General features: G+C 31.8%; 18 protein-coding genes. 9 read left to right on the forward strand and 9 right to left on the reverse strand.

The window, feature by feature from the left end; genetic code table 11:
* Positions 1-15: 15 nt before the first annotated feature.
* Positions 16-1,362: a DEAD/DEAH box helicase gene (locus tag BM053_RS10600; RefSeq protein WP_091477209.1), complete on the reverse strand. Its 1,347-nt coding sequence runs from the start codon at positions 1,360-1,362 to the stop codon at positions 16-18.
* 139 nt (positions 1,363-1,501) lie between these two features.
* On the opposite strand from BM053_RS10600, the gene BM053_RS10605 reads away from it, so the two are divergent.
* Together BM053_RS10605 and BM053_RS10610 are read left to right on the forward strand one after the other, a co-directional pair.
* The gene (locus BM053_RS10605; protein ID WP_091477211.1) at positions 1,502-4,447 is read left to right on the forward strand and encodes a PAS domain-containing protein; all 2,946 of its coding nucleotides are present in this window, start codon (positions 1,502-1,504) and stop codon (positions 4,445-4,447) included.
* The gene (locus BM053_RS10610; protein WP_091477213.1) at positions 4,444-4,830 is read left to right on the forward strand and encodes a response regulator; all 387 of its coding nucleotides are present in this window, start codon (positions 4,444-4,446) and stop codon (positions 4,828-4,830) included. The genes BM053_RS10605 and BM053_RS10610 overlap by 4 nt, the downstream gene beginning before the upstream one ends.
* A 105-nt stretch (positions 4,831-4,935) precedes the next feature.
* Here BM053_RS10610 and dnaN read toward each other — a convergent pair whose 3' ends face one another.
* The 5 genes from dnaN to BM053_RS10635 all read right to left on the reverse strand — a co-directional run bounded on the left by dnaN (position 4,936) and on the right by BM053_RS10635 (position 9,796).
* Positions 4,936-6,054 carry a DNA polymerase III subunit beta gene (dnaN, locus tag BM053_RS10615; protein ID WP_091477215.1) on the reverse strand — a complete coding sequence of 373 codons (1,119 nt, stop codon included), beginning with the start codon at positions 6,052-6,054 and terminating at the stop codon, positions 4,936-4,938.
* 101 nt (positions 6,055-6,155) lie between these two features.
* A complete protein-coding gene (gene gldG, locus BM053_RS10620) occupies positions 6,156-7,832 on the reverse strand; it encodes a gliding motility-associated ABC transporter substrate-binding protein GldG (protein ID WP_091477217.1) in 1,677 nt (558 codons plus the stop codon).
* Positions 7,832-8,563, reverse strand: coding sequence for a gliding motility-associated ABC transporter permease subunit GldF (gldF, locus tag BM053_RS10625; protein ID WP_091477219.1), 732 nt, complete (start codon positions 8,561-8,563; stop codon positions 7,832-7,834). The genes gldG and gldF overlap by 1 nt, the downstream gene beginning before the upstream one ends.
* Before the next feature lie 42 nt (positions 8,564-8,605).
* On the reverse strand, positions 8,606-8,902 hold the full coding sequence (locus tag BM053_RS10630; RefSeq protein ID WP_091477221.1) for a putative quinol monooxygenase: 297 nt from the start codon (positions 8,900-8,902) through the stop codon (positions 8,606-8,608).
* A gap of 63 nt (positions 8,903-8,965) precedes the next feature.
* Positions 8,966-9,796, reverse strand: coding sequence for an SAM hydrolase/SAM-dependent halogenase family protein (locus BM053_RS10635; protein ID WP_091477224.1), 831 nt, complete (start codon positions 9,794-9,796; stop codon positions 8,966-8,968).
* Positions 9,797-9,892: 96 nt separating this feature from the next.
* On the opposite strand from BM053_RS10635, the gene BM053_RS10640 reads away from it, so the two are divergent.
* The 5 genes from BM053_RS10640 (at position 9,893) to BM053_RS10660 (ending at position 14,558) form a co-directional block, all read left to right on the forward strand.
* Positions 9,893-10,843: a PhoH family protein gene (locus tag BM053_RS10640; RefSeq protein ID WP_091477226.1), complete on the forward strand. Its 951-nt coding sequence runs from the start codon at positions 9,893-9,895 to the stop codon at positions 10,841-10,843.
* Positions 10,844-11,082: 239 nt separating this feature from the next.
* On the forward strand, positions 11,083-11,898 hold the full coding sequence (locus BM053_RS10645) for an SDR family NAD(P)-dependent oxidoreductase (protein WP_091477228.1): 816 nt from the start codon (positions 11,083-11,085) through the stop codon (positions 11,896-11,898).
* 54 nt (positions 11,899-11,952) lie between these two features.
* On the forward strand, positions 11,953-12,957 hold the full coding sequence (locus BM053_RS10650) for a DUF6438 domain-containing protein (RefSeq protein ID WP_143076479.1): 1,005 nt from the start codon (positions 11,953-11,955) through the stop codon (positions 12,955-12,957).
* 119 nt (positions 12,958-13,076) lie between these two features.
* Positions 13,077-14,024: a phosphoribosylaminoimidazolesuccinocarboxamide synthase gene (locus BM053_RS10655; RefSeq protein WP_091477231.1), complete on the forward strand. Its 948-nt coding sequence runs from the start codon at positions 13,077-13,079 to the stop codon at positions 14,022-14,024.
* A gap of 159 nt (positions 14,025-14,183) precedes the next feature.
* Positions 14,184-14,558, forward strand: a complete 375-nt coding sequence (locus BM053_RS10660; RefSeq protein WP_091477233.1) for an ankyrin repeat domain-containing protein — start codon at positions 14,184-14,186, stop codon at positions 14,556-14,558.
* A gap of 66 nt (positions 14,559-14,624) precedes the next feature.
* Here the strand turns inward: BM053_RS10660 and BM053_RS10665 are convergent, their stop codons facing one another.
* A complete protein-coding gene (locus tag BM053_RS10665) occupies positions 14,625-15,167 on the reverse strand; it encodes an SRPBCC family protein (RefSeq protein WP_091477234.1) in 543 nt (180 codons plus the stop codon).
* Between the two features lie 24 nt (positions 15,168-15,191).
* Complete coding sequence (locus tag BM053_RS10670) at positions 15,192-15,647, reverse strand: DUF1801 domain-containing protein (RefSeq protein WP_091477236.1); 456 nt, start codon at positions 15,645-15,647, stop codon at positions 15,192-15,194.
* A 215-nt stretch (positions 15,648-15,862) separates the two neighbouring features.
* On the opposite strand from BM053_RS10670, the gene BM053_RS10675 reads away from it, so the two are divergent.
* A complete protein-coding gene (locus BM053_RS10675) occupies positions 15,863-16,315 on the forward strand; it encodes a hypothetical protein (protein ID WP_091477238.1) in 453 nt (150 codons plus the stop codon).
* Positions 16,316-16,554: 239 nt separating this feature from the next.
* Here BM053_RS10675 and BM053_RS10680 read toward each other — a convergent pair whose 3' ends face one another.
* Positions 16,555-17,643, reverse strand: a complete 1,089-nt coding sequence (locus BM053_RS10680) for a M42 family metallopeptidase (protein WP_091477272.1) — start codon at positions 17,641-17,643, stop codon at positions 16,555-16,557.
* Between the two features lie 84 nt (positions 17,644-17,727).
* Here BM053_RS10680 and BM053_RS10685 point away from each other — a divergent pair, with 84 nt between their 5' ends.
* Positions 17,728-18,420 (forward strand): DUF4294 domain-containing protein, encoded by a 693-nt coding sequence (locus tag BM053_RS10685; protein WP_091477240.1) that lies wholly within the window; start codon positions 17,728-17,730, stop codon positions 18,418-18,420.
* Positions 18,421-18,657: the final 237 nt, after the last annotated feature.

The raw sequence follows: 18,657 nt of genomic DNA on the forward strand, positions 1-18,657 counted from the left end.
GTTTTTCAAAGATAATTATTTTTTCTTCTTCTTTGCAGCTCTGGTTTTTAAAATATTTCGATTGACAGAAGTTCCTGTTTTTTTCTTCGTTTTAGATGGTCCACCTAAATTTACTTTTTTGTTCTTCTCTGACTTTTCGTGATGAGATGCACCACCTTCTAATTTCACTTTTTTAAGTAAAAACTTAACCACTTCTTTCTCTTTTTCTGGACCAATAAGTAGTTTAGAGATTTCTACTTCTTCGGGTAAATCTAGAATGGTAATTTCTTTGCCCATCAAAACTTCGGCACCAAATTTTATTTCTTCCTCACGAGGTGCAATAAAACTTATGGCAATTCCGCTAGCATCGGCACGACCAGTACGACCAATTCTATGAATATATTGTTCTGGAAGTTCAGGTGCTTCAAAATTTATAACGTGTGTAATGTTCGAAATATCTAGACCACGTGCCATAATATCGGTAGTAATCAGACCACGCAATTCGCCTTCTTGGAAAGTTGCCATCGTAGTTAAACGATAATTTTGAGATTTATTAGAGTGAATTACTCCAAACTGGTCTGGAAAATCGGCTTCAATTCTTTCGTGAAGCATATCGGCAATTTTCTTATTGTTTACAAAAACTAAAATACGTGACATTTCTTCATTGGTATGAAGTAAATGTTTTAGTAAATTAACTTTGGTATTAAAATTAGGAACATTATACGATAATTGTTCGATTTTTTCTAAAGGAGTTCCTGACATTGCTAACGAAACTTCTTCTGGAAAATCGAAATAATCATTCAGAATTGCATCAACTTCATCGGTCATGGTAGCCGAAAAGAGTATGTTTTGACGTTTGGTACGCAACATAGCAAGAATCGAAGTAATTTGAACTCGGAATCCAAGATTTAGCATTTCGTCAAACTCATCAATAACTAATTTTTGAGTGTCATCGAAGCGAATTACTGCGTCAAGTGCTAAATCCATTACACGTCCAGGTGTTCCTACTAAAATGTCGACACCTTCATAGACTTGTTTTTTTTGTGTATTTATGTTTACACCACCATATATTCCTAGAGTTGAAACGGACATGTATTTTGTCAATTTTTCAACTTCTTCTACAACCTGAACAACCAATTCGCGGGTTGGAACAAGAATTACAATTTTAGGAGTATTGGTATTTGTAAATGTATATTGTTTTAATAATGGCAAAAGGTAAGCAAAAGTCTTACCAGTTCCAGTTTGTGCAATTCCCATCATATCGCGACCAGACATGATTACAGAAAAGGATTTTTCCTGAATAGGAGTTGGTGTTGTTAACTGTAATTCGTCTAATGCTTTTTGTACCGATTTTGGAAGATTAAACTGTTCGAATGATGCCATTTTGTATTATTTTTTGCAAAGGTATTCTTTATACTTAACATTCATCAATAAATAAGTGTACTTCGTCGGAAAAAAGGCATTTTAAATTAAAAATGTAGTATATTAGTCATATATTATAAATAGAAAGCACATTTTGGTTATGGGTAATAATTTTTCTGTAAAACAATTTGAAATTCTTTTAGGGCTTTATAAATCTTCTTTTTCAAATTTCGATTCTTTAGAAAATTTGCATAAAGCAATAACAAAATCTCTTGCTTCGGGTTTGGGGATTTCTCGAGCCAGTATTTGGGAGCTCGAAGAAGGTAAATTGGTTTGTAAAATTTTATTCAATTCCGAAAAAGAATCGTTCGAAGCACAATCGGAATTATTACAAACAGATATGCCTAATTATTTTGAGGCACTTCAAAAAGGAATTGGAATAGTTGCAGATGATGCGCAAGAAAATAAATTCACCAATGATTTAAAAAAGGTTTATCTAATTCCGTTAGGAATAAAGAGCATGCTCGATTTACCCATTCGAGAAAACGGAAAGCTAATAGGAACTTTATGTTGTGAACATACAAGCGATAAAAAATGGTCAGAAAATGACATCTCATTTGCGAGATCGGTAACTGATATTTTAACTTTGTTTCTTGAGGAAAGCAAAAAAAGAATTGTTGAAAAAAGCTTATTAGAAAAAGAAGATAGATTCAAATTTATATCAGAAAACATTTCCGATGGAATATATATTATAGAAAATGAGGTTTTAGTTTTTGCTTCTTCAACCTACCTAGAAATGTTAGGTTTGTCTGAAGAGGAAAAAAGAAATAGTCATAGTATAGATATGTTTGAACTGACGCATCCAGATGATAAGCAAAGAATTATAAATAGTATTTATGGTGCCGCAAGCAAAAAATTACCTTCAACAAAATATGTATTTAGATGCCGAAAAAAGAATGGCGAATACATGTGGCGTGAGGATATTATGAATATTCATTATGATGATTCTGGTCATGCATTTCGAGCGGTAACTATTGCCAGAGATATTACTCAAGAAAAAGAAAAGGAACTAGAAATAATTAACAAACAAAAAGCAATCGATTTGCAAAATAAATTGTTAATAAAACTATATGCAAACACAATCGATTTAAGTATAAAGGAAAAAATAAATTATATAACAATAATTGCCGCCGAAGGACTTACAATAGATAGAGCAAGTTATTGGGAAATAGAAGACAATCATTTAGTGTGTAAAAATCTATTTGATAGAATAGAAAAATCACATACAAATAATCAAAAACTAAACACCAGAGATTTACCTAAATATATTGAAGCAATAAAGAGCCAAACAGCAATCATTGCCGATGATGTCCTGACAAACGATAGTACTTCTGAGCTTGTCGACAACTATCTAATTCCATTAAGAATAACAGATATGTTAGACATTCCTGTTAGGAAAAGCGGAAGATTTCATGGTGTTTTATGTTGCGAACATCGTGACGATCCTAGAGTTTGGAGTGAGAACGATGTCTCATTTGCAAGATCATTAGCTGATTTTTTGAGTTTGGCACTGGAAGAAGAAAAACGAAAAAAAGCAGAAAAAAAATTATATAAAAATCAAGAAAAATTAAGACAAAGCGAACACCAACTTAGGTTAATAACAGAAAATTCATCTGATGGTTTTGTTATTATGGAAAACGAAAAAATAACCTATGTATCTCCTTCGTATGCCAAATTTATGGAATACAAAACAGAAGATTTAATTGGGATTTCTGTAGATCAAATCTTTAAGAGGATGCATCCAGATGATCGAGATAGAGCAAAAAAAATTATAGAAGAAAAGCTTAAAAAGAAGATAACTTCTTTTAAATATGAGTTCAGATTCAAAAAAAAATCAGGCGATTATTATTGGCGTGAAGATTGTGCTAACATTATATATGATGAGAAAGATGAAAATAGTAGATACTCTAAATATATTATTATTTCTAGAGATATCCACGAGCGTAAGCAAATAGAAAATAAACTTATAGAAAGCGAACAACAACTGAGATTAATTACCGAAAATACTTCCGATGGAGTTATAGTAATCGAGAACGGAAAACTCACTTATATCTCACCTTCATACACTAGATTATTGCAGTATCCAAAAGAATATTATGATAATTTTACTATTGATGATATTTTTAACCACTTTCATCCAGATGACTTAAATATTGTAAAACCTTATATTTATGATAGCTTATCTAAACAAATTGCAGAACTTAAATATGAATTTAGATTTAAAGCTGCAAACGGACAATATCATTGGCGTGAAGACTCAGCAAATGTTATTTATGATAAAGACGGAAAAACCTCAAAATATATTGTTATAACTAGAGATATTTCGGCAAGGAGAGAAGCTGAAAAAGAAAAAAGTAGGTTATATAAAATTACGGTAAAGCAAAACGAAAAACTAATAAAATTCACGCATATTGTTTCACATGATATCCGTTCGCACACAAGTAATTTAAGCATGATTCTCGATTTATTTGAAGAAACAAACGATCCAGAAGAACAAAAAGAATACTTTGATATGCTTAAGCAAAGTACAAACAAACTTTCAGACACAATTTTTTATCTAAACGAAACCGTAGCCGTACAAAGTGGAGAAAAAAACGAAAAAATAAAACTGAACTTAAAAGCCGAAATTGAAAAAGCAATTCTAGGGATAAATGCTATTATTCTAACAAATGAAGCTAAAATAAACATGCAAATAGACGATAAAATCGAAATTATTGCCACACAATCTTATCTAGAAAGTATCATTTTTAATATGCTGACCAATGCTATCAAATACAAATCACCTTCTCGAAATCCGATTATAAATATAAAAGCAGAAAAAATAGATAGTCAAACAAAACTAACTATTCAAGACAACGGAATTGGAATTGATTTAGTAAAAAATAAAGACAAAATATTCGGAATGTACAAGACTTTTCACGGAAATCCTGATGCTGTAGGATTAGGATTATTTATGGCAAAAAACCACATAGAATCTATGGGTGGAAGAATAGAAGTAGAAAGTGAATTAAATAAAGGAACTACTTTTAATATGTATTTTGTATGAACAAAGTGAACTTAACTTACATTATTGATGACGATAAAATTTTTGTTTTTGTATTAAAAAAAATCCTAAAAAAGAATGAGAATTTTGATGAAGTTCTTGATTTTAAAAACGGAGAAGAAGTTCTAGATCTTCTTTCAAATAAAGATAATACACTTCCAAATATTATTTTATTAGATATAAATATGCCCGTTATAGATGGCTGGCAATTCCTTGAAGAAATTGAAAAATTACCAAACAAAGAGAAGCTAAATGTTTTTATCATGTCTTCTTCTATTGATACAAATGATATAGAAAAATCTAAATTATTTTCGACAGTTAAAGATTTTATATCAAAACCTATTAATAACGACAAACTGAATAAACTTATCGAGAGTATTTCTTAAGGTCAAAAGTCTTGAGAGTTTTAATGATAATGCAAAAAAAATGTTCAGCAAAAGCTGAACATTTTTTGTATCTAATAATCTAAGTAGTCTAAAATTCTAACAAATCTAATTGTTCAACATTACAGGCATCACTAACATCGTAACAGTCTCACCTTCGTCAAGACCATCAATAGGAGTAAGGATTCCCGCTCTGTTTGGCATAGACATTTCTAACATAATCATATCAGATTGTAAGTTACCCAACATTTCTAATAAGAAACGCGAGTTGAAACCTATTTGCATGTCGTCACCTTGATAATCACAAGTTAAACGTTCTTCAGCTTTGTTTGAATAATCTATATCTTCGGCAGAAATATTTAATTCTGTTCCTGCAATTTTAAGTCTAATTTGGTGTGTTGTTTTGTTAGAGAAAATCGCCACACGACGTACAGAACTTAAAAATTGTGTTCTGTCAATCATTAATTTATTTGGATTTTCTTTCGGAATAACCGCTTCATAATTAGGATATTTCCCATCAATTAATCTACAAGTTAATATGTAATTATCAAAAGAGAAAGTCGCATTCGAATCGTTATATTCGATAGTTACTTCTTCGTTTGAAGTTGCCAAAATTCCTTTTAAAATATTTAAAGGTTTTCTTGGCATAATAAAATCTGCTACTTGCGATGCTTTTACATCAGTACGAGCATATTTTACTAATTTATGAGCATCGGTAGCAACAAAAATTAATCCTTCTGGTGAAAATTGAAAAAATACACCAGACATTACTGGACGTAAATCATCGTTTCCAGCTGCAAATATTGTTTTGCTTACTGCTGTCGATAATACTTCGGCAGGAACAATTGTTTTAGATGGTTGGTCTAAGTTTACCGATTTTGGAAACTCTTCTCCTGGAGCATAAGCCAGTGCATATTTTCCTGATTGTGAGCTAATCTCGATAGTATTATTTTCTTCAACCGTAAATGTAAGTGGTTGTTCTGGGAATGTTTTTAGTATTTCCAACAATAATTTTGCAGGAACAGCAACACTTCCTTCGCTCGTAGAATCGATTGTAAGTGAAGCTGACATTGTAGTTTCTAAATCTGAAGCAGAAACTAACAATTCGTTTTTCTTTAATTCAAATAAGAAATTATCTAAAATAGGCAACGTATTACTACTGTTAATAACGCTTCCTAAAACTTGTAATTGTTTTAATAAATAAGAGCTTGATACTATAAACTTCATCATCTTTTTTTTAAATTCTTCTGTTCTGAATTTACAGAACTTTATTATTGTTTACAAATATATCGTAAACTAATCAGTATTGAAAACATTTTTATCAACAACTAACGACCAAATTGTCTTTTTCTCAAATAAGTAATCACAATTCCGAAAAACAGCAATAAAACTAATGGTAATCCGACAGTTAGCAATTGGGTGTAAGTATAGTTTTCAGTCACTTTTTCTTTGTCTAATAATGGCAAATCAACTTCTTTACTTCTAATGTTAATAAGTCCGTTGTCATCTAGTAAATAATTGACACAATTCATCAAAAATTCCTTGTTGGCATACATTTTATTCGTCCATTTATCGAAACCTAATTCTAGCGGTTGTCCTTTGTCATCGAGTTGATTTTTGATAATATCACCGTCAGAAACCACAATCATTTTAGATGGTTTTCCTTTGGCTTTAAAACTTGTATCATCAAAAGGTAAAACTCTATTTTCGAATGCCGAAGAAAAATTCCCTTCTAACAAAACACTAACAGGAATATTTCCTGGCTGAAAATCTTGTGGATTTGGTTTTTCATTTACCATTTTCAAATCAATTTCCACTGGAGTTCCTATTTTTTTAGAATAAATAGAAGATTGTAATAAGATTGTTTTCTTGATTCCGTTTTTCAAAGTATCAATTTCATTAGCAAAATCTAACTTTACACCATCAATATTATTTACGATTGGATGCTTGCTTTCCGGGAAAATATACGGCGCAAAATACCAAGGATATTTCTCGTATTGCGTTTGGTTTCCTTTGTTTCCTGATGCTAACGAAATTGGAGCACATTGAATATCTTTTACCAACATTGGATTTATTCGAAATCCGTATTTAAAAAATAGATCATTTAAACCCAAATCGAAAGGAAAAGCAAAGCTCGAACCAGTTTTATTTAAGCTTTCCATATCGATATTTACGGTTTCTACCAACCATAATGTTTTGCCTCCATTGATGATAAATTGGTCTAAAACTTGTTTTTCTTCGTCAGAAAAGGCAGCTTTTGGTTTGGCAATAATGGCTAAATCGAATGTTTTTAATGCTTTTGCAAAAAGTACAGGATTTTTAGAAACTGAATCTAAAGGAAAAGGCGCAATAAAATAATTTTCACGAACCGATTGTAAAAAGTCGGCTTTAAAAATATCGGGTAATTCATTTTTTCCTTTTATAACAGCAATTTTCTTTTGCTTTTGGGTTGTTATTTTATGAAAACCATCAGCAAAAGCATATTCTAAATGTTGTACAGAACTGACTACTTTTTGCTCGGTTGTGGCTCCTAATTTGTTTTTTAACAAAGAAATTTTTGTGCTTTTGTCCTTATAAGTGGCAATTGCCCAAGGAAAGACCATTTCTTTTGATTGTTTTCCTTTGTCATCGACCGTAATGTTTATCGGCGTTAATCCTCGTTGTACAAAAGATTCTATGATTGCATCGGATTCTTCAGGGTTTTCTAAAGGATTTACAAATTGGTAAATTATATTGGGATTGTAAGCTTTAAACTCATCAAGAATTTGCTTGGTTTCGGTTTGTAAACGTTTGAATTCGGGCGGAAAATTGCCTTCTAAAAAAACATCAATATACAATGGTTCTTTGGCGTTTTTTATAATATTTAATGACGTTTCAGACAAAGTGTAACGATTGTCGTGCGTTAAATCGAAACGATGAAAAAAGAAATTTCCAGCGATATTTACCGTAATTAGTCCAACAATTGTGAGAACTAAATTTTTAATATTTTTTGATGAAAATCCCATTATAATTTATACGATTTTAATTTGAAAACAGTCATTGATAAAAATAAAGTAGTAATACTCACAAAATAAATAATATCTCGAGTGTCTATCACGCCACGACTCATACTTTTGTAATGATAATCCATTCCAAATGATTGAATTATCTCATCAAAACTACCAAATATCTTGTAGTTTGCAATGCCTTGAAAGCCAAAATAAAACACAAAACACAAAAATACCGAAACGATGAAAGCTACAATTTGATTGTCTGATAAAGTAGAAGTATAAATCCCGATTGAAGTATAAGTTCCCATAAGAAATAACAAGCCAAAATACGAACCTAATGTGCTTCCAAAATCGATATTTCCTTCGGGTAAACCCAAATCATAAATCACTTTTACATAAACCAATGTTGGGATTATTGCAATTATTAACAATAAAAAAGCGCCCAAAAATTTTCCGTTTACAATTTCCCAAAGCGATAATGGTTTTGTTAGTAAAAGTTCCATGGTTCCTTGTTTTTTTTCGTCCGAAAAACTGCGCATGGTAACGGCAGGAATTAAGAATAAAAGTATCCAAGGTGCGATGGTAAAAAACGGTGTCATGTCTGCAAAACCGGAATTTAAGATATTGTAATCTCCTTCAAAAACCCACAAAAATAATCCTGTGAGTAATAGGAAAATAGCAATAACTAAGTAGCCTATGGGCGAACCAAAAAAGGAACGGAATTCTTTAAATAATATGGCTTTCATTCGTTTTGTTTAATCGTTTATAAGTTTAATCGTTGATTTGAGTTACTGTAAAGTAACCAATTTATCTACACTCCAAGCTTCTGGTTTGTCGTTAAATAATTTTTTGGTAAATGTCCAAACATCATAAAATAATTCTGAGTTTCGGTAATTTTCTAAATCTTGTTCGGTTTCCCAATAACTATAGGTAAAGAAAATACATTTGTTGTTTTTGTCTTGGTATAATTCTAAGAAACGATTCCCTTCGGCATTTCGTATTTTTTCTTTCATTAATTCGAAATTTTCTAGAAAGGCTGGAATATTTTCTTCGTGAAAACTTAATTTTACTATTCTTACGAACATATTTTTATTTTTTTATAATTGAACGCGGATGACACGGATTTTTTTAAATCTAAAATCTGCAATCTAAATTCTAAAATCAATATTTACGACATCTCTATACTTCAATCCTAACAGCGATTTAGCTGAACCAACTGTTTTTGGGTTGCTTTTATAAATGGCAATTTCAAGAAAACCAGCTTCGTTAAAAAGGGCTAACTTTTCGCCTTCATAATCTCTCAAAGTATATTTTTCGGACACTTTAAAATCGGAATAATTACTATGTATTTTCTTGATGGTTTTGGTGCCAAATTTAATCTCAAAATTGCGATTATTTCCAATTTCGGCAAACATTTTTTTCGAGATATTGGTTACACAATTCCCAAAATGATCTACATAAACCACGTAACCTTTTATATTACTAGAATCGGAAGCAACAACAGCTTGCAATTCGTTTACAATTTTTATGGCTGAAATTTCTTTGCCAATTACATTTAGAGAACCACCTTTTGCGAGATGACAAGCTACTTTTACAAAGACATCTAAATCGGTCGAACCATCAGTTAAACGGTCATGAATATTTATTTCGACCATTTTTTGGGGCACAATTTTCTGAGTTAGAATACTCAAAATTCCGTTATCGGCACAAACAAAAAAATGATCGTTCCATTGTATGGCAATATGTTTGTTTTCGGTAGTTCGTTCGTTATCAATACCAATAAAATGAACAGTTCCTTTAGGGAAACTATTATAAGAAGCATTTATAATATAACTCGCTTCGGATATATTAAACAAATCTACGTGATGAGAAATATCAATGATTTGAACCTCAGGATATTCTGAAATTAACTTGCCTTTTAGCACGCCAACAAAGTGGTCTTTCAAGCCAAAATCAGTAGTAAGCGTAATTATTGACATCTTTTTGTTTATAACTATTCTGTAATCGTTCCTCTAAATTTATTAAATTTGAGATATGCAAAGCTAACTTATTTTTTTAATTTAATCTTCCTGCTTTTGAACGAACGAATCATTGAATTACACGACATTGCTCCCAAAGAATTTTGGGGAACACAAGACGCTCATTTAGAAACAATTAAAAAGTATTATCCGAAGCTAAAAATAGTAGCGCGAGGAACAACACTTAAAGCCTTTGGCGAAAAAGAGGAGTTAGACGAATTCGAAAAACGCTTCAACAGACTCATGGTTCACTTTACACGCTACAATACTATTGATAGTAATGTTATCGATAGAGTGATTTTGAGCGATTCTCGAGAAGAACAAAAAATGGCGGACAGCGACAAAATTTTGGTTCACGGAATAGGAGGAAAGCTCATCAAAGCGATGACTCCAAACCAGCAATTATTGGTCGATTGTATCAATAAAAACGACATGGTTTTTGCCGTAGGACCAGCTGGAACAGGAAAAACCTATACAGGCGTTGCTATGGCTGTAAAAGCATTGAAAGAAAAACAAGTAAAACGAATTATTCTAACTCGTCCCGCGGTCGAAGCAGGCGAAAATCTTGGTTTTTTGCCAGGAGATATGAAGGAAAAACTCGATCCGTACATGCAACCATTATATGACGCCTTGCGCGATATGTTGCCGCCACAAACACTCGATGATTATATCCTAAAAGGAATTATACAAATTGCGCCATTGGCGTTTATGCGTGGTCGTACATTAGATAATGCCTTTGTAATTCTCGACGAAGCCCAAAATACCACACATTCGCAAATGAAAATGTTCCTGACACGTATGGGAAAAAACGCCAAGTTTATGATAACAGGCGATCCAGGTCAGGTCGATTTGCCACGAAGAACGATTTCTGGACTTAAAGAAGCGATTTTAGTACTTAAAGATGTTGATGGAATTAGCATTATTTACCTCGATGACAAAGATATTGTTCGACACCGATTGGTGAAAAAAGTAATCGACGCTTACAAACAAATCGAAAATAACGATTAAGTAAAGTAAGATTTTAAAGTTTTTTTTGAAGCGAAAGGCTTGGAAATTTTTGCAAACGCAATTCCCGCTTTTCGCTTCAATTTTTTTATCGTTAAAAAAACGAGAAAAAAGGATTTCCGCTGCAATCGGGGCTAATCAGAATTCAAATCGAATTCTTGTAAACTTTCTTAATTTTCATCAAAACTAAATATTAAATTTTATTTTATGTAGTTTTGCCCGACTCACTAAAACATTCAATATTGAAAAATGTACTTATTACAGGAGCAGGAAGCGGATTAGGCAAAGAATTAGCATTGCTTTTTTCTCAAAACGGTTGGAATGTTATTGCAACAATGATTCACCTCGATCATGGTAAAGACATAATGGGCTTGCCCAATATTAAGTGTCATATTTTAGATGTTACATCGACCGAAATTATCGAAAATACTAAAATAGAATTATTGCGAAAATACAAAACCATCGATGTTGTTATCAATAACGCTGGAGTAGGTTACAGAAGTTTTGTCGAATTATCCGAAGATGATAAGATAAAAAGTATTGTAGATATTAACTGGTTAGGAGTTGTAAAAGTTTGCAGAGCATTTATTCCTGTATTTAGAGAACAAAATCACGGACTTTTTATAAATATATCATCGGTTGCAGGTTTGGTTAATTTGCCATTGGGAAGTTTTTACCATTCGACAAAAAAAGCGGTAGAAAGCTTCTCAGAATGTATGGCTTATGAGTTAATCGATTTCAATATCAAAGTTTGTACCGTACAATTTGGAAATGCAAAAACAAATTTTCAGGCAAATGTTACAAAATCGGAAAGATCAGAAATTGCTTCTTACAATAAACTGATGGATAAAGTCACCGATTTACTTCACAAAAAAACAGCAAAGAATAAAGATTTATTACCAACAATTACTCAAAAAGTATTGAGTATTGCCGAAAATCCACCAAGAAGCTTCAAACGATATACCATTGGTTTCGATGCTAATGCTATGAAAATCCTTCGCTCAAGATTAGGTTACAGATTATTTAATTGTTTAATAAGACGTTCAGTTTTGAAATAAGATAAAGTCATAAAGTAGAAAGTTGGTAGCAATATTACCCCAAAACCCAAAAAAATGAAATATCTTCAAACTTTACTTCTATTAGTTTTTTTTGTTTCCTGTAATCAGAATGAAAAGTTTGTGAAAGCTAAAATTAAACTTTCTGAAATAGATTCTTTGAAAACAGAAGCTGAAATAGAAAAGTATATTGGAGAAAAAGATACCCTTTACAAAATATTTGAATTAAAAAATATCCAAAGCATAAAATCAAACGATTTTGCTGAATTTGATAGTTTAAATAAAATATTAGCAAATAAAGTTAACGTAGAATATAGTTATGTTAAAGCAGATTTTGACAACAATGGTTATACAGACTTATTAGCGATTGGAGATAATAATACGAATGATGGGGAAAGTCCTAATGTGAATATTGAAATTCCATTCACCAAAGATTTTAATACAATAGTTTTGATGAACTTTAGTACAAAAAAAACAAAACTTTATGATTTAGATAAAGATTTGTTTTTTCCTATTGTTCCTAAAGTTGAATATGTAAATTCCCAACCATTCATAATAGTTTACAAACAAAAAACTAAACCTTTTTGTGGATTAAAAGGAAAAGAAGAATCCAAATCTAAATTGACATTTAAGTATGATGGTTTCGTTGAGTATCATCCTGAAGAAAAATCATATGATATAGAAAAAATTGAGTTTTTTATGTCTCCTTGCATGGGACAATGTCCACTATATAATTTTGAAATTAATAGTGATAGAACTGCAAAATTTACTGATGAACTTCTATACCGCACCAAAAAGTGGAAAAGCATAAAACATTTAAAAGCTACAATTTCTGAAAAAGAATACAATGAATTAATTAGCTTACTTAATTATATTGATTTTGAAAAATTAAATGATAATTACAATGTAAATTGGACTGATGACAGAAGCTCAATATTAAAAATAACATACAACAATGGGGAGGTTAAAACAATTGAAGATTATGGTCTACTTGGAACATATGGTTTACAAAGAGTGTATGAAATGCTTGTCAAATTGAGAACGAACCAAAATTGGAAATAAAAAACACTTCTGCTAACACAGGTTTTACGAGTTTAGACTTTAAGTTTTACTTCAAAAAAACATTAAAAATGTATTTGTAATTCCTTATTTTTGCAAAAACACACACACACAACTACACAATGAACACAATTACAACTACAAATTTCAATTTTCCGAATCAGAAATCAGTTTACCGAGGCAAAGTCAGAGAAGTTTATAACATAAATGATGACCTTTTAGTAATGGTTGCCACTGATAGATTATCTGCTTTCGATGTTGTTTTGCCAGAAGGAATCCCATACAAAGGGCAAATCCTAAACCAGATTGCCACAAAATTTATGGAACTCACACAAGATATTGTTCCAAATTGGCTTATCGCAACACCAGATCCAAACGTAGCTGTTGGGCATTTGTGCGAACCGTTTAAAGTAGAAATGGTTATTCGTGGTTATCTTTCAGGTCACGCAGCCAGAGAATATGCTTTAGGGAAAAGAACAATTTGTGGGGTAACAATGCCAGAAGGATTAAAAGAAAATGATAAATTTCCTACACCTATAATTACACCAACTACCAAAGCTGATAATGGTTCGCATGATGAAGATATTTCTCGCGAAGCAATACTAGCAAATAAAATAGTTTCGGAAGAAGATTATCTAGTTTTAGAAAAATACACAAGAGATTTGTACCAACGAGGAACTGAAATTGCAGCTTCACGTGGATTAATTTTAGTTGATACTAAATATGAATTTGGTAAAACCAAAGAAGGGAAAATCGTTTTGATAGACGAAATTCACACACCAGATTCCTCGCGTTATTTTTACGCTGATGGTTATCAGGAAAGACAAAATAATAATGAAGAGCAAAAACAATTGTCGAAAGAATTTGTGCGCCGTTGGTTAATAGAGAATGGGTTTCAAGGACAAGAAGGACAACAAATTCCGCACATGTCAGCAGAATATATTACTTCGGTTTCAGAACGTTATATCGAATTATATGAAAATATTTTAGGCGAAAAATTCGTAAAAGCTGATATCTCTAATATTGATGAACGAATTGAAAAGAATGTTTTAGCTTTTTTGAACCAATAAGTTAACTATCCTTTAATTATATACTAACCACGCTCTGCGTGGTTTTTTTTATTTTTGTCTCACTCGAAATATTAAAGAAATGTTAAAATTTTTAAAAGGCTGTAACAAATATAATTTCTAAACGTCTTATGAGTAATCATTAATTAAAAATCAATCATCATGAAAAAAACAATCATTATTTTAGGTCTAGCTCTAGTAGCTTTTGCAAATGAATCTTTTGCATCAAATTTAAATGTTTCAAACAAAATTAATGTTGAAACTATTTACAATCCAACGCCACTTTGCAATGCAATTATTAAAGGAGATTTTGAAACAGTTAAAAAATTTATCGAATATGGTGCAGATGTAAACCAAACTTCTGACGGAATGACGCCATTAATGTTAGCAGCACGTTACAACAAAGTAGAAATTGTAAAAATTTTACTAGACAAAGGTGCAAGACTTGATGAAAAAAATGAAAGAGGATATACTGCTTTAAATTATGCTGAAATGTCTAAATCAGTTGATGTGTTAGACTTTCTTAAAAAAGTATAAAACAAATTAAAAGAAAACCGCCTTACTAATTTTAGTAAGGCGGTTTTTTATTTGTGGTAAAAAGTATTATTGCTTTTCTAAAAGAACTTTCAGATCATCTAATCCTTTTTGCAGGTCTTTACCTAACATATCTTCCATTCCCATAATAGGCATCATGGCATTCATAGGGAAAGGCATTTTTCCGTTAAAGCCCCATTTTACTTTAGTTTGAGTTGCAGAAACTGCTTCGGTAGTAAAATAAGCATTGTCAGTAGATTCGAATGGTCTGGTAAAACGCAATTCAAAATCAATACGCTCACCATTGGTTATTTTTTTAATTTCTTGTTCTCCAGCGCCAACATCTTCTTTCGCACTATCCCATCCGTATACAAACCCAATTTGACCATCGGTGCCAGAAGAAGTTTTTTTCATGGCAGGATCTTTTTGATTCCAAACACTAAAATGGTCTTGATTTTTAACATATTTAATGTAGTTAAAAATACTGTCTTTAGGTTTGTTAATGACAACTTCTCTTTCTACAGCATAATCTTTTTTCATGATTAAGGCTGCAAGTAAAAATAATCCAATTAGTACTACTAGGATTAAAATAATTTTTTTGATAATTCTCATGATAAAATAATTTAAGGTTAATGTTTATTTTTTGAATACCATTTCGTAAGTGTTTATCCATTCTTTGACCGTTATTTTTTGCATGAGTTCACCTATCAATTCAAATGGAATATCTTCAGCTTTCTTAAAACGGATACAACTTTTTCCCATATCTAGCTTTTTTTTAGAGTGCTTTGGAAATTCGGTAGTAAACCACTCTAATAGTTTAGGCTTTGAGTAAATCCCCATGTGGTATAATGCAATGAAGTTTTTTTGTGATGCAATAGCTGTAAATGATAAAGGTAATTTTGGATCACAATGGTAACCTTTTGGATAAATAGAATGAGGAACAACATAACCAACCATTCCGTAAATCATACATTCGTGAAAACCTTTTGGAATATTTTCTAAAATGGTTTGACGAAGTTTGTTAAAAGCTTGTTGCCTTTCTTCTGGGATTTCTGCTAAGTATTCAGATACATTTTGTGCTTTCGATTGCATTTCGAAGAATTATTTTATGTAAAGTTACTATTTTCAGCGATGCAAAATTAATAAAAAAGCCCCTCTTTCTCCTTTTTCGCAATCAAAACGTTAAAATTGTCTTAAATTTTAATACTATGCAATACAAGATACCTTCTTTTGAATATATATTTGCATAGAATATTAGTAGGTATAAAAACAAAAAAAAATATTTTAAATATTTAAAATTAATCATCATGAAAAAATCAATCGTTTATTTAGGAATCCTTGTAATCTCTTTTTCAAGTTTTACAGTAAGATCAAATCAGTTTAACAGCAAGTTTATCAATAACTATATAGCGTTAAATAATGAAATAGTCAATCAAGAAAATTCAATTACTTCAGTTGATAATGTCAATAAAGTAAAGTCAGAAAAAGTTTATTACAAAGTAGAAGATTCAACACTTTTAGAAGTTAATGCCATTTTCGGATCTCATTACGAAAAATCGATTGACGAAATAATTATTGAAGACAATAGTATAATTGGAACTCAAATCGAAAAACCTGAATACCTTGTTTATTTAGCAATAATCAATAATGAAGTTATAGATATTTCTATAGATAATGTACAATTTGTTTCACTAAACAAATCAATAGATGATATAATTGCTGAAGATAAAGAGATTGTTGAGAGTGATTTACCAAAATAAGGTTAGCTATAAATTTGAAAAAAGTTCGATTCATTAGTTCTGTTAAACTTTTTAGAATAGCATCTTATGGCATTAGTGTATTACTAAAAAAAAGCCGAAATTCTGAATCGAATTTCGGCTTTTTTACCCCCGATAGAAGTGAAAAACCTTTTGCTTTTTTCTTTAAAAAAGCGAAAGATTGAAGCGGATTGCTTCGCCAGTTCGGTTTTCAGCCTCGGGTGCGGGATTAGCTCCTAGAATTATTTAAAATAAGAGAATGTTTCGTTGTTCTCCATTTTTAATAATGTTTCGTATATGAGTTTTATGACATTTTCTACGTCATCGCGATGTACCATCTCAACAGTAGTGTGCATGTATCGCAACGGAAGCGAAATTAGTGCCGAAGCGACACCGCCGTTACTGTAAGCAAAAGCATCGGTATCGGTTCCTGTAACTCTAGAGGAAGCCAAACGTTGAAAAGGGATTTTGCTTTTCTCGGCAGTATCTATAATCAGTTCACGCAAATTATTCTGAACTGCTGGCGCATAAGTTACAACAGGACCTTTACCTATTTTGGTTTCGCCTTCTATTTTCTTGTCAATCATTGGTGTTGTGGTGTCGTGACAAACATCGGTCACGATTGCAACGTTGGGTTTGATGGTTTGTGTAATCATTTCGGCACCACGAAGACCAACTTCTTCCTGAACGGCATTTACGATATACAACCCAAAAGGTAATTTTTTCTTGTTTTCGTGAAGTAAACGAGCTACTTCGGCAATCATAAATCCACCCATACGATTATCAATGGCGCGACAAACGAATTTATCATTGTTTAAAATCATAAACTCATCTGGATAAGTAATGACGCAACCTACGTGAACGCCTAATTTTTCGACTTCGTCTTTGGTCATACAGCCACAATCGATAAAAATATTGTCTATTCTAGTTGCTTCTTCCTTGCTTCGATTGCGAGTATGAATCGCTGGCCAACCAAAAACACCTTTTACAATTCCGTTTTTAGTATGTATGTTTACTCGTTTAGATGGTGCAATCTGATGGTCAGAACCTCCGTTACGAATTACATAAATCAAACCATCATCGGTAATATAGTTTACATACCAGGCAATTTCATCAGCATGACCTTCTATAACTACCTTATATTTAGCGTCGGGATTTATAACACCAACCGCTGTTCCGTAAGTATCGGTAATAAAAGTATCCACGTATGGTTTCAAATAATCCATCCACAACTTTTGACCTTCACTTTCAAAACCAGTAGGAGAGGCGTTGTTCAAATAATTTTCTAAAAAATCAAGCGATGACTTTTTAAGTATAGATTTCGTGCTCATAAAAATATTTTTTGCTAAATTATAAATTTGGCATAACAGTTGTACAATAATTATATATTTTTGATAAAAATTTAGTTTCATAATATGAAATACTTACTCAGTCTTGTAGCAGTTTGTTTGGTAACTACCATTTCATCAGGTCAAGTTACCAAAAAAGACACGACCGAAATCGAAAAACCATTAGTTGGTACCGATACTATTGCTAAAATGCCAATCGAATTAGAAGAAGTTTACATCTCTAATAAACGTGATTTCAAATCAGAAGAAGAAAGAAAAAGGTTTTATATACTTCAACGCCGCGTCCTTAAAGTATATCCTTATGCAAAAACCGCTGCCGACAGACTAACAGCGCTTAATATAGGTATGAAAGACCTAAAATCTGAAAGAGACAAACGAAAATACTTCAAACTAGTCGAAAACTACCTAACAAACGAATTCGAAGGACAACTCAAAAAACTCAGTCGCAAAGACGGACAAGTATTAGTAAAGTTAATAGATAGACAAACAGGATCGTCAACTTTCGAGTTAATCAAAGAACTAAAAAGCGGCTGGAAAGCCTTTTGGTCTAATAATACAGCAAGATTATTCGACATAAACCTCAAAACGAAATATGATCCGTACACAGTTGCCGAAGATCTTACCATTGAAGGTATACTTTACAAAGCATTCAGCGACGGAAGACTGCCTAAACAAGCAGCGAAAAATGACGTAAGCTATATTAAATATGTAAAAGCCTGGAAAGAATCCCACAAAACAATCACAACCGAAGAAAAATAAACAAAGAGCATCATACATATATATGATGCTTTTTTTATGTCATACTGAGCTTGTCGAAGTATGGCGTGCCCCATCGTCGTACCTCCTCGGGTCGGGCTATCCGTTGCAAGTCCTCGTCTCGTCCCAAAAGACGAAACTGTGGGCTTTCCACTACTATCCCTCACGCGAGGCGGTATTTCCACATTCAAAATTTCCACACAAAATAATAAATCCGTTTGAATCCGCGTTTTGATTCAT

Origin of the sequence: Flavobacterium swingsii, from assembly GCF_900111965.1 — a bacterium.
Lineage (GTDB): Bacteria > Bacteroidota > Bacteroidia > Flavobacteriales > Flavobacteriaceae > Flavobacterium > Flavobacterium swingsii.

Bases quoted from the DNA above. Each gene is read 5' to 3' on its own strand.
- BM053_RS10605 (WP_091477211.1), top strand. From the start codon at position 1,502: ATGGGTAATAATTTTTCTGTAAAACAATTTGAAATTCTTTTAGGGCTT.
- BM053_RS10670 (WP_091477236.1), bottom strand. From the start codon at position 15,647: ATGCAATCGAAAGCACAAAATGTATCTGAATACTTAGCAGAAATCCCA.
- BM053_RS10635 (WP_091477224.1), bottom strand. From the start codon at position 9,796: ATGTCAATAATTACGCTTACTACTGATTTTGGCTTGAAAGACCACTTT.
- BM053_RS10600 (WP_091477209.1), bottom strand. From the start codon at position 1,362: ATGGCATCATTCGAACAGTTTAATCTTCCAAAATCGGTACAAAAAGCA.
- dnaN (WP_091477215.1), bottom strand. From the start codon at position 6,054: ATGAAGTTTATAGTATCAAGCTCTTATTTATTAAAACAATTACAAGTT.
- BM053_RS10685 (WP_091477240.1), top strand. From the start codon at position 17,728: ATGAAATACTTACTCAGTCTTGTAGCAGTTTGTTTGGTAACTACCATT.
- BM053_RS10655 (WP_091477231.1), top strand. From the start codon at position 13,077: ATGAACACAATTACAACTACAAATTTCAATTTTCCGAATCAGAAATCA.
- BM053_RS10630 (WP_091477221.1), bottom strand. From the start codon at position 8,902: ATGTTCGTAAGAATAGTAAAATTAAGTTTTCACGAAGAAAATATTCCA.
- BM053_RS10650 (WP_143076479.1), top strand. From the start codon at position 11,953: ATGAAATATCTTCAAACTTTACTTCTATTAGTTTTTTTTGTTTCCTGT.
- BM053_RS10660 (WP_091477233.1), top strand. From the start codon at position 14,184: ATGAAAAAAACAATCATTATTTTAGGTCTAGCTCTAGTAGCTTTTGCA.
- BM053_RS10680 (WP_091477272.1), bottom strand. From the start codon at position 17,643: ATGAGCACGAAATCTATACTTAAAAAGTCATCGCTTGATTTTTTAGAA.
- gldG (WP_091477217.1), bottom strand. From the start codon at position 7,832: ATGGGATTTTCATCAAAAAATATTAAAAATTTAGTTCTCACAATTGTT.
- BM053_RS10665 (WP_091477234.1), bottom strand. From the start codon at position 15,167: ATGAGAATTATCAAAAAAATTATTTTAATCCTAGTAGTACTAATTGGA.
- gldF (WP_091477219.1), bottom strand. From the start codon at position 8,563: ATGAAAGCCATATTATTTAAAGAATTCCGTTCCTTTTTTGGTTCGCCC.
- BM053_RS10610 (WP_091477213.1), top strand. From the start codon at position 4,444: ATGAACAAAGTGAACTTAACTTACATTATTGATGACGATAAAATTTTT.
- BM053_RS10675 (WP_091477238.1), top strand. From the start codon at position 15,863: ATGAAAAAATCAATCGTTTATTTAGGAATCCTTGTAATCTCTTTTTCA.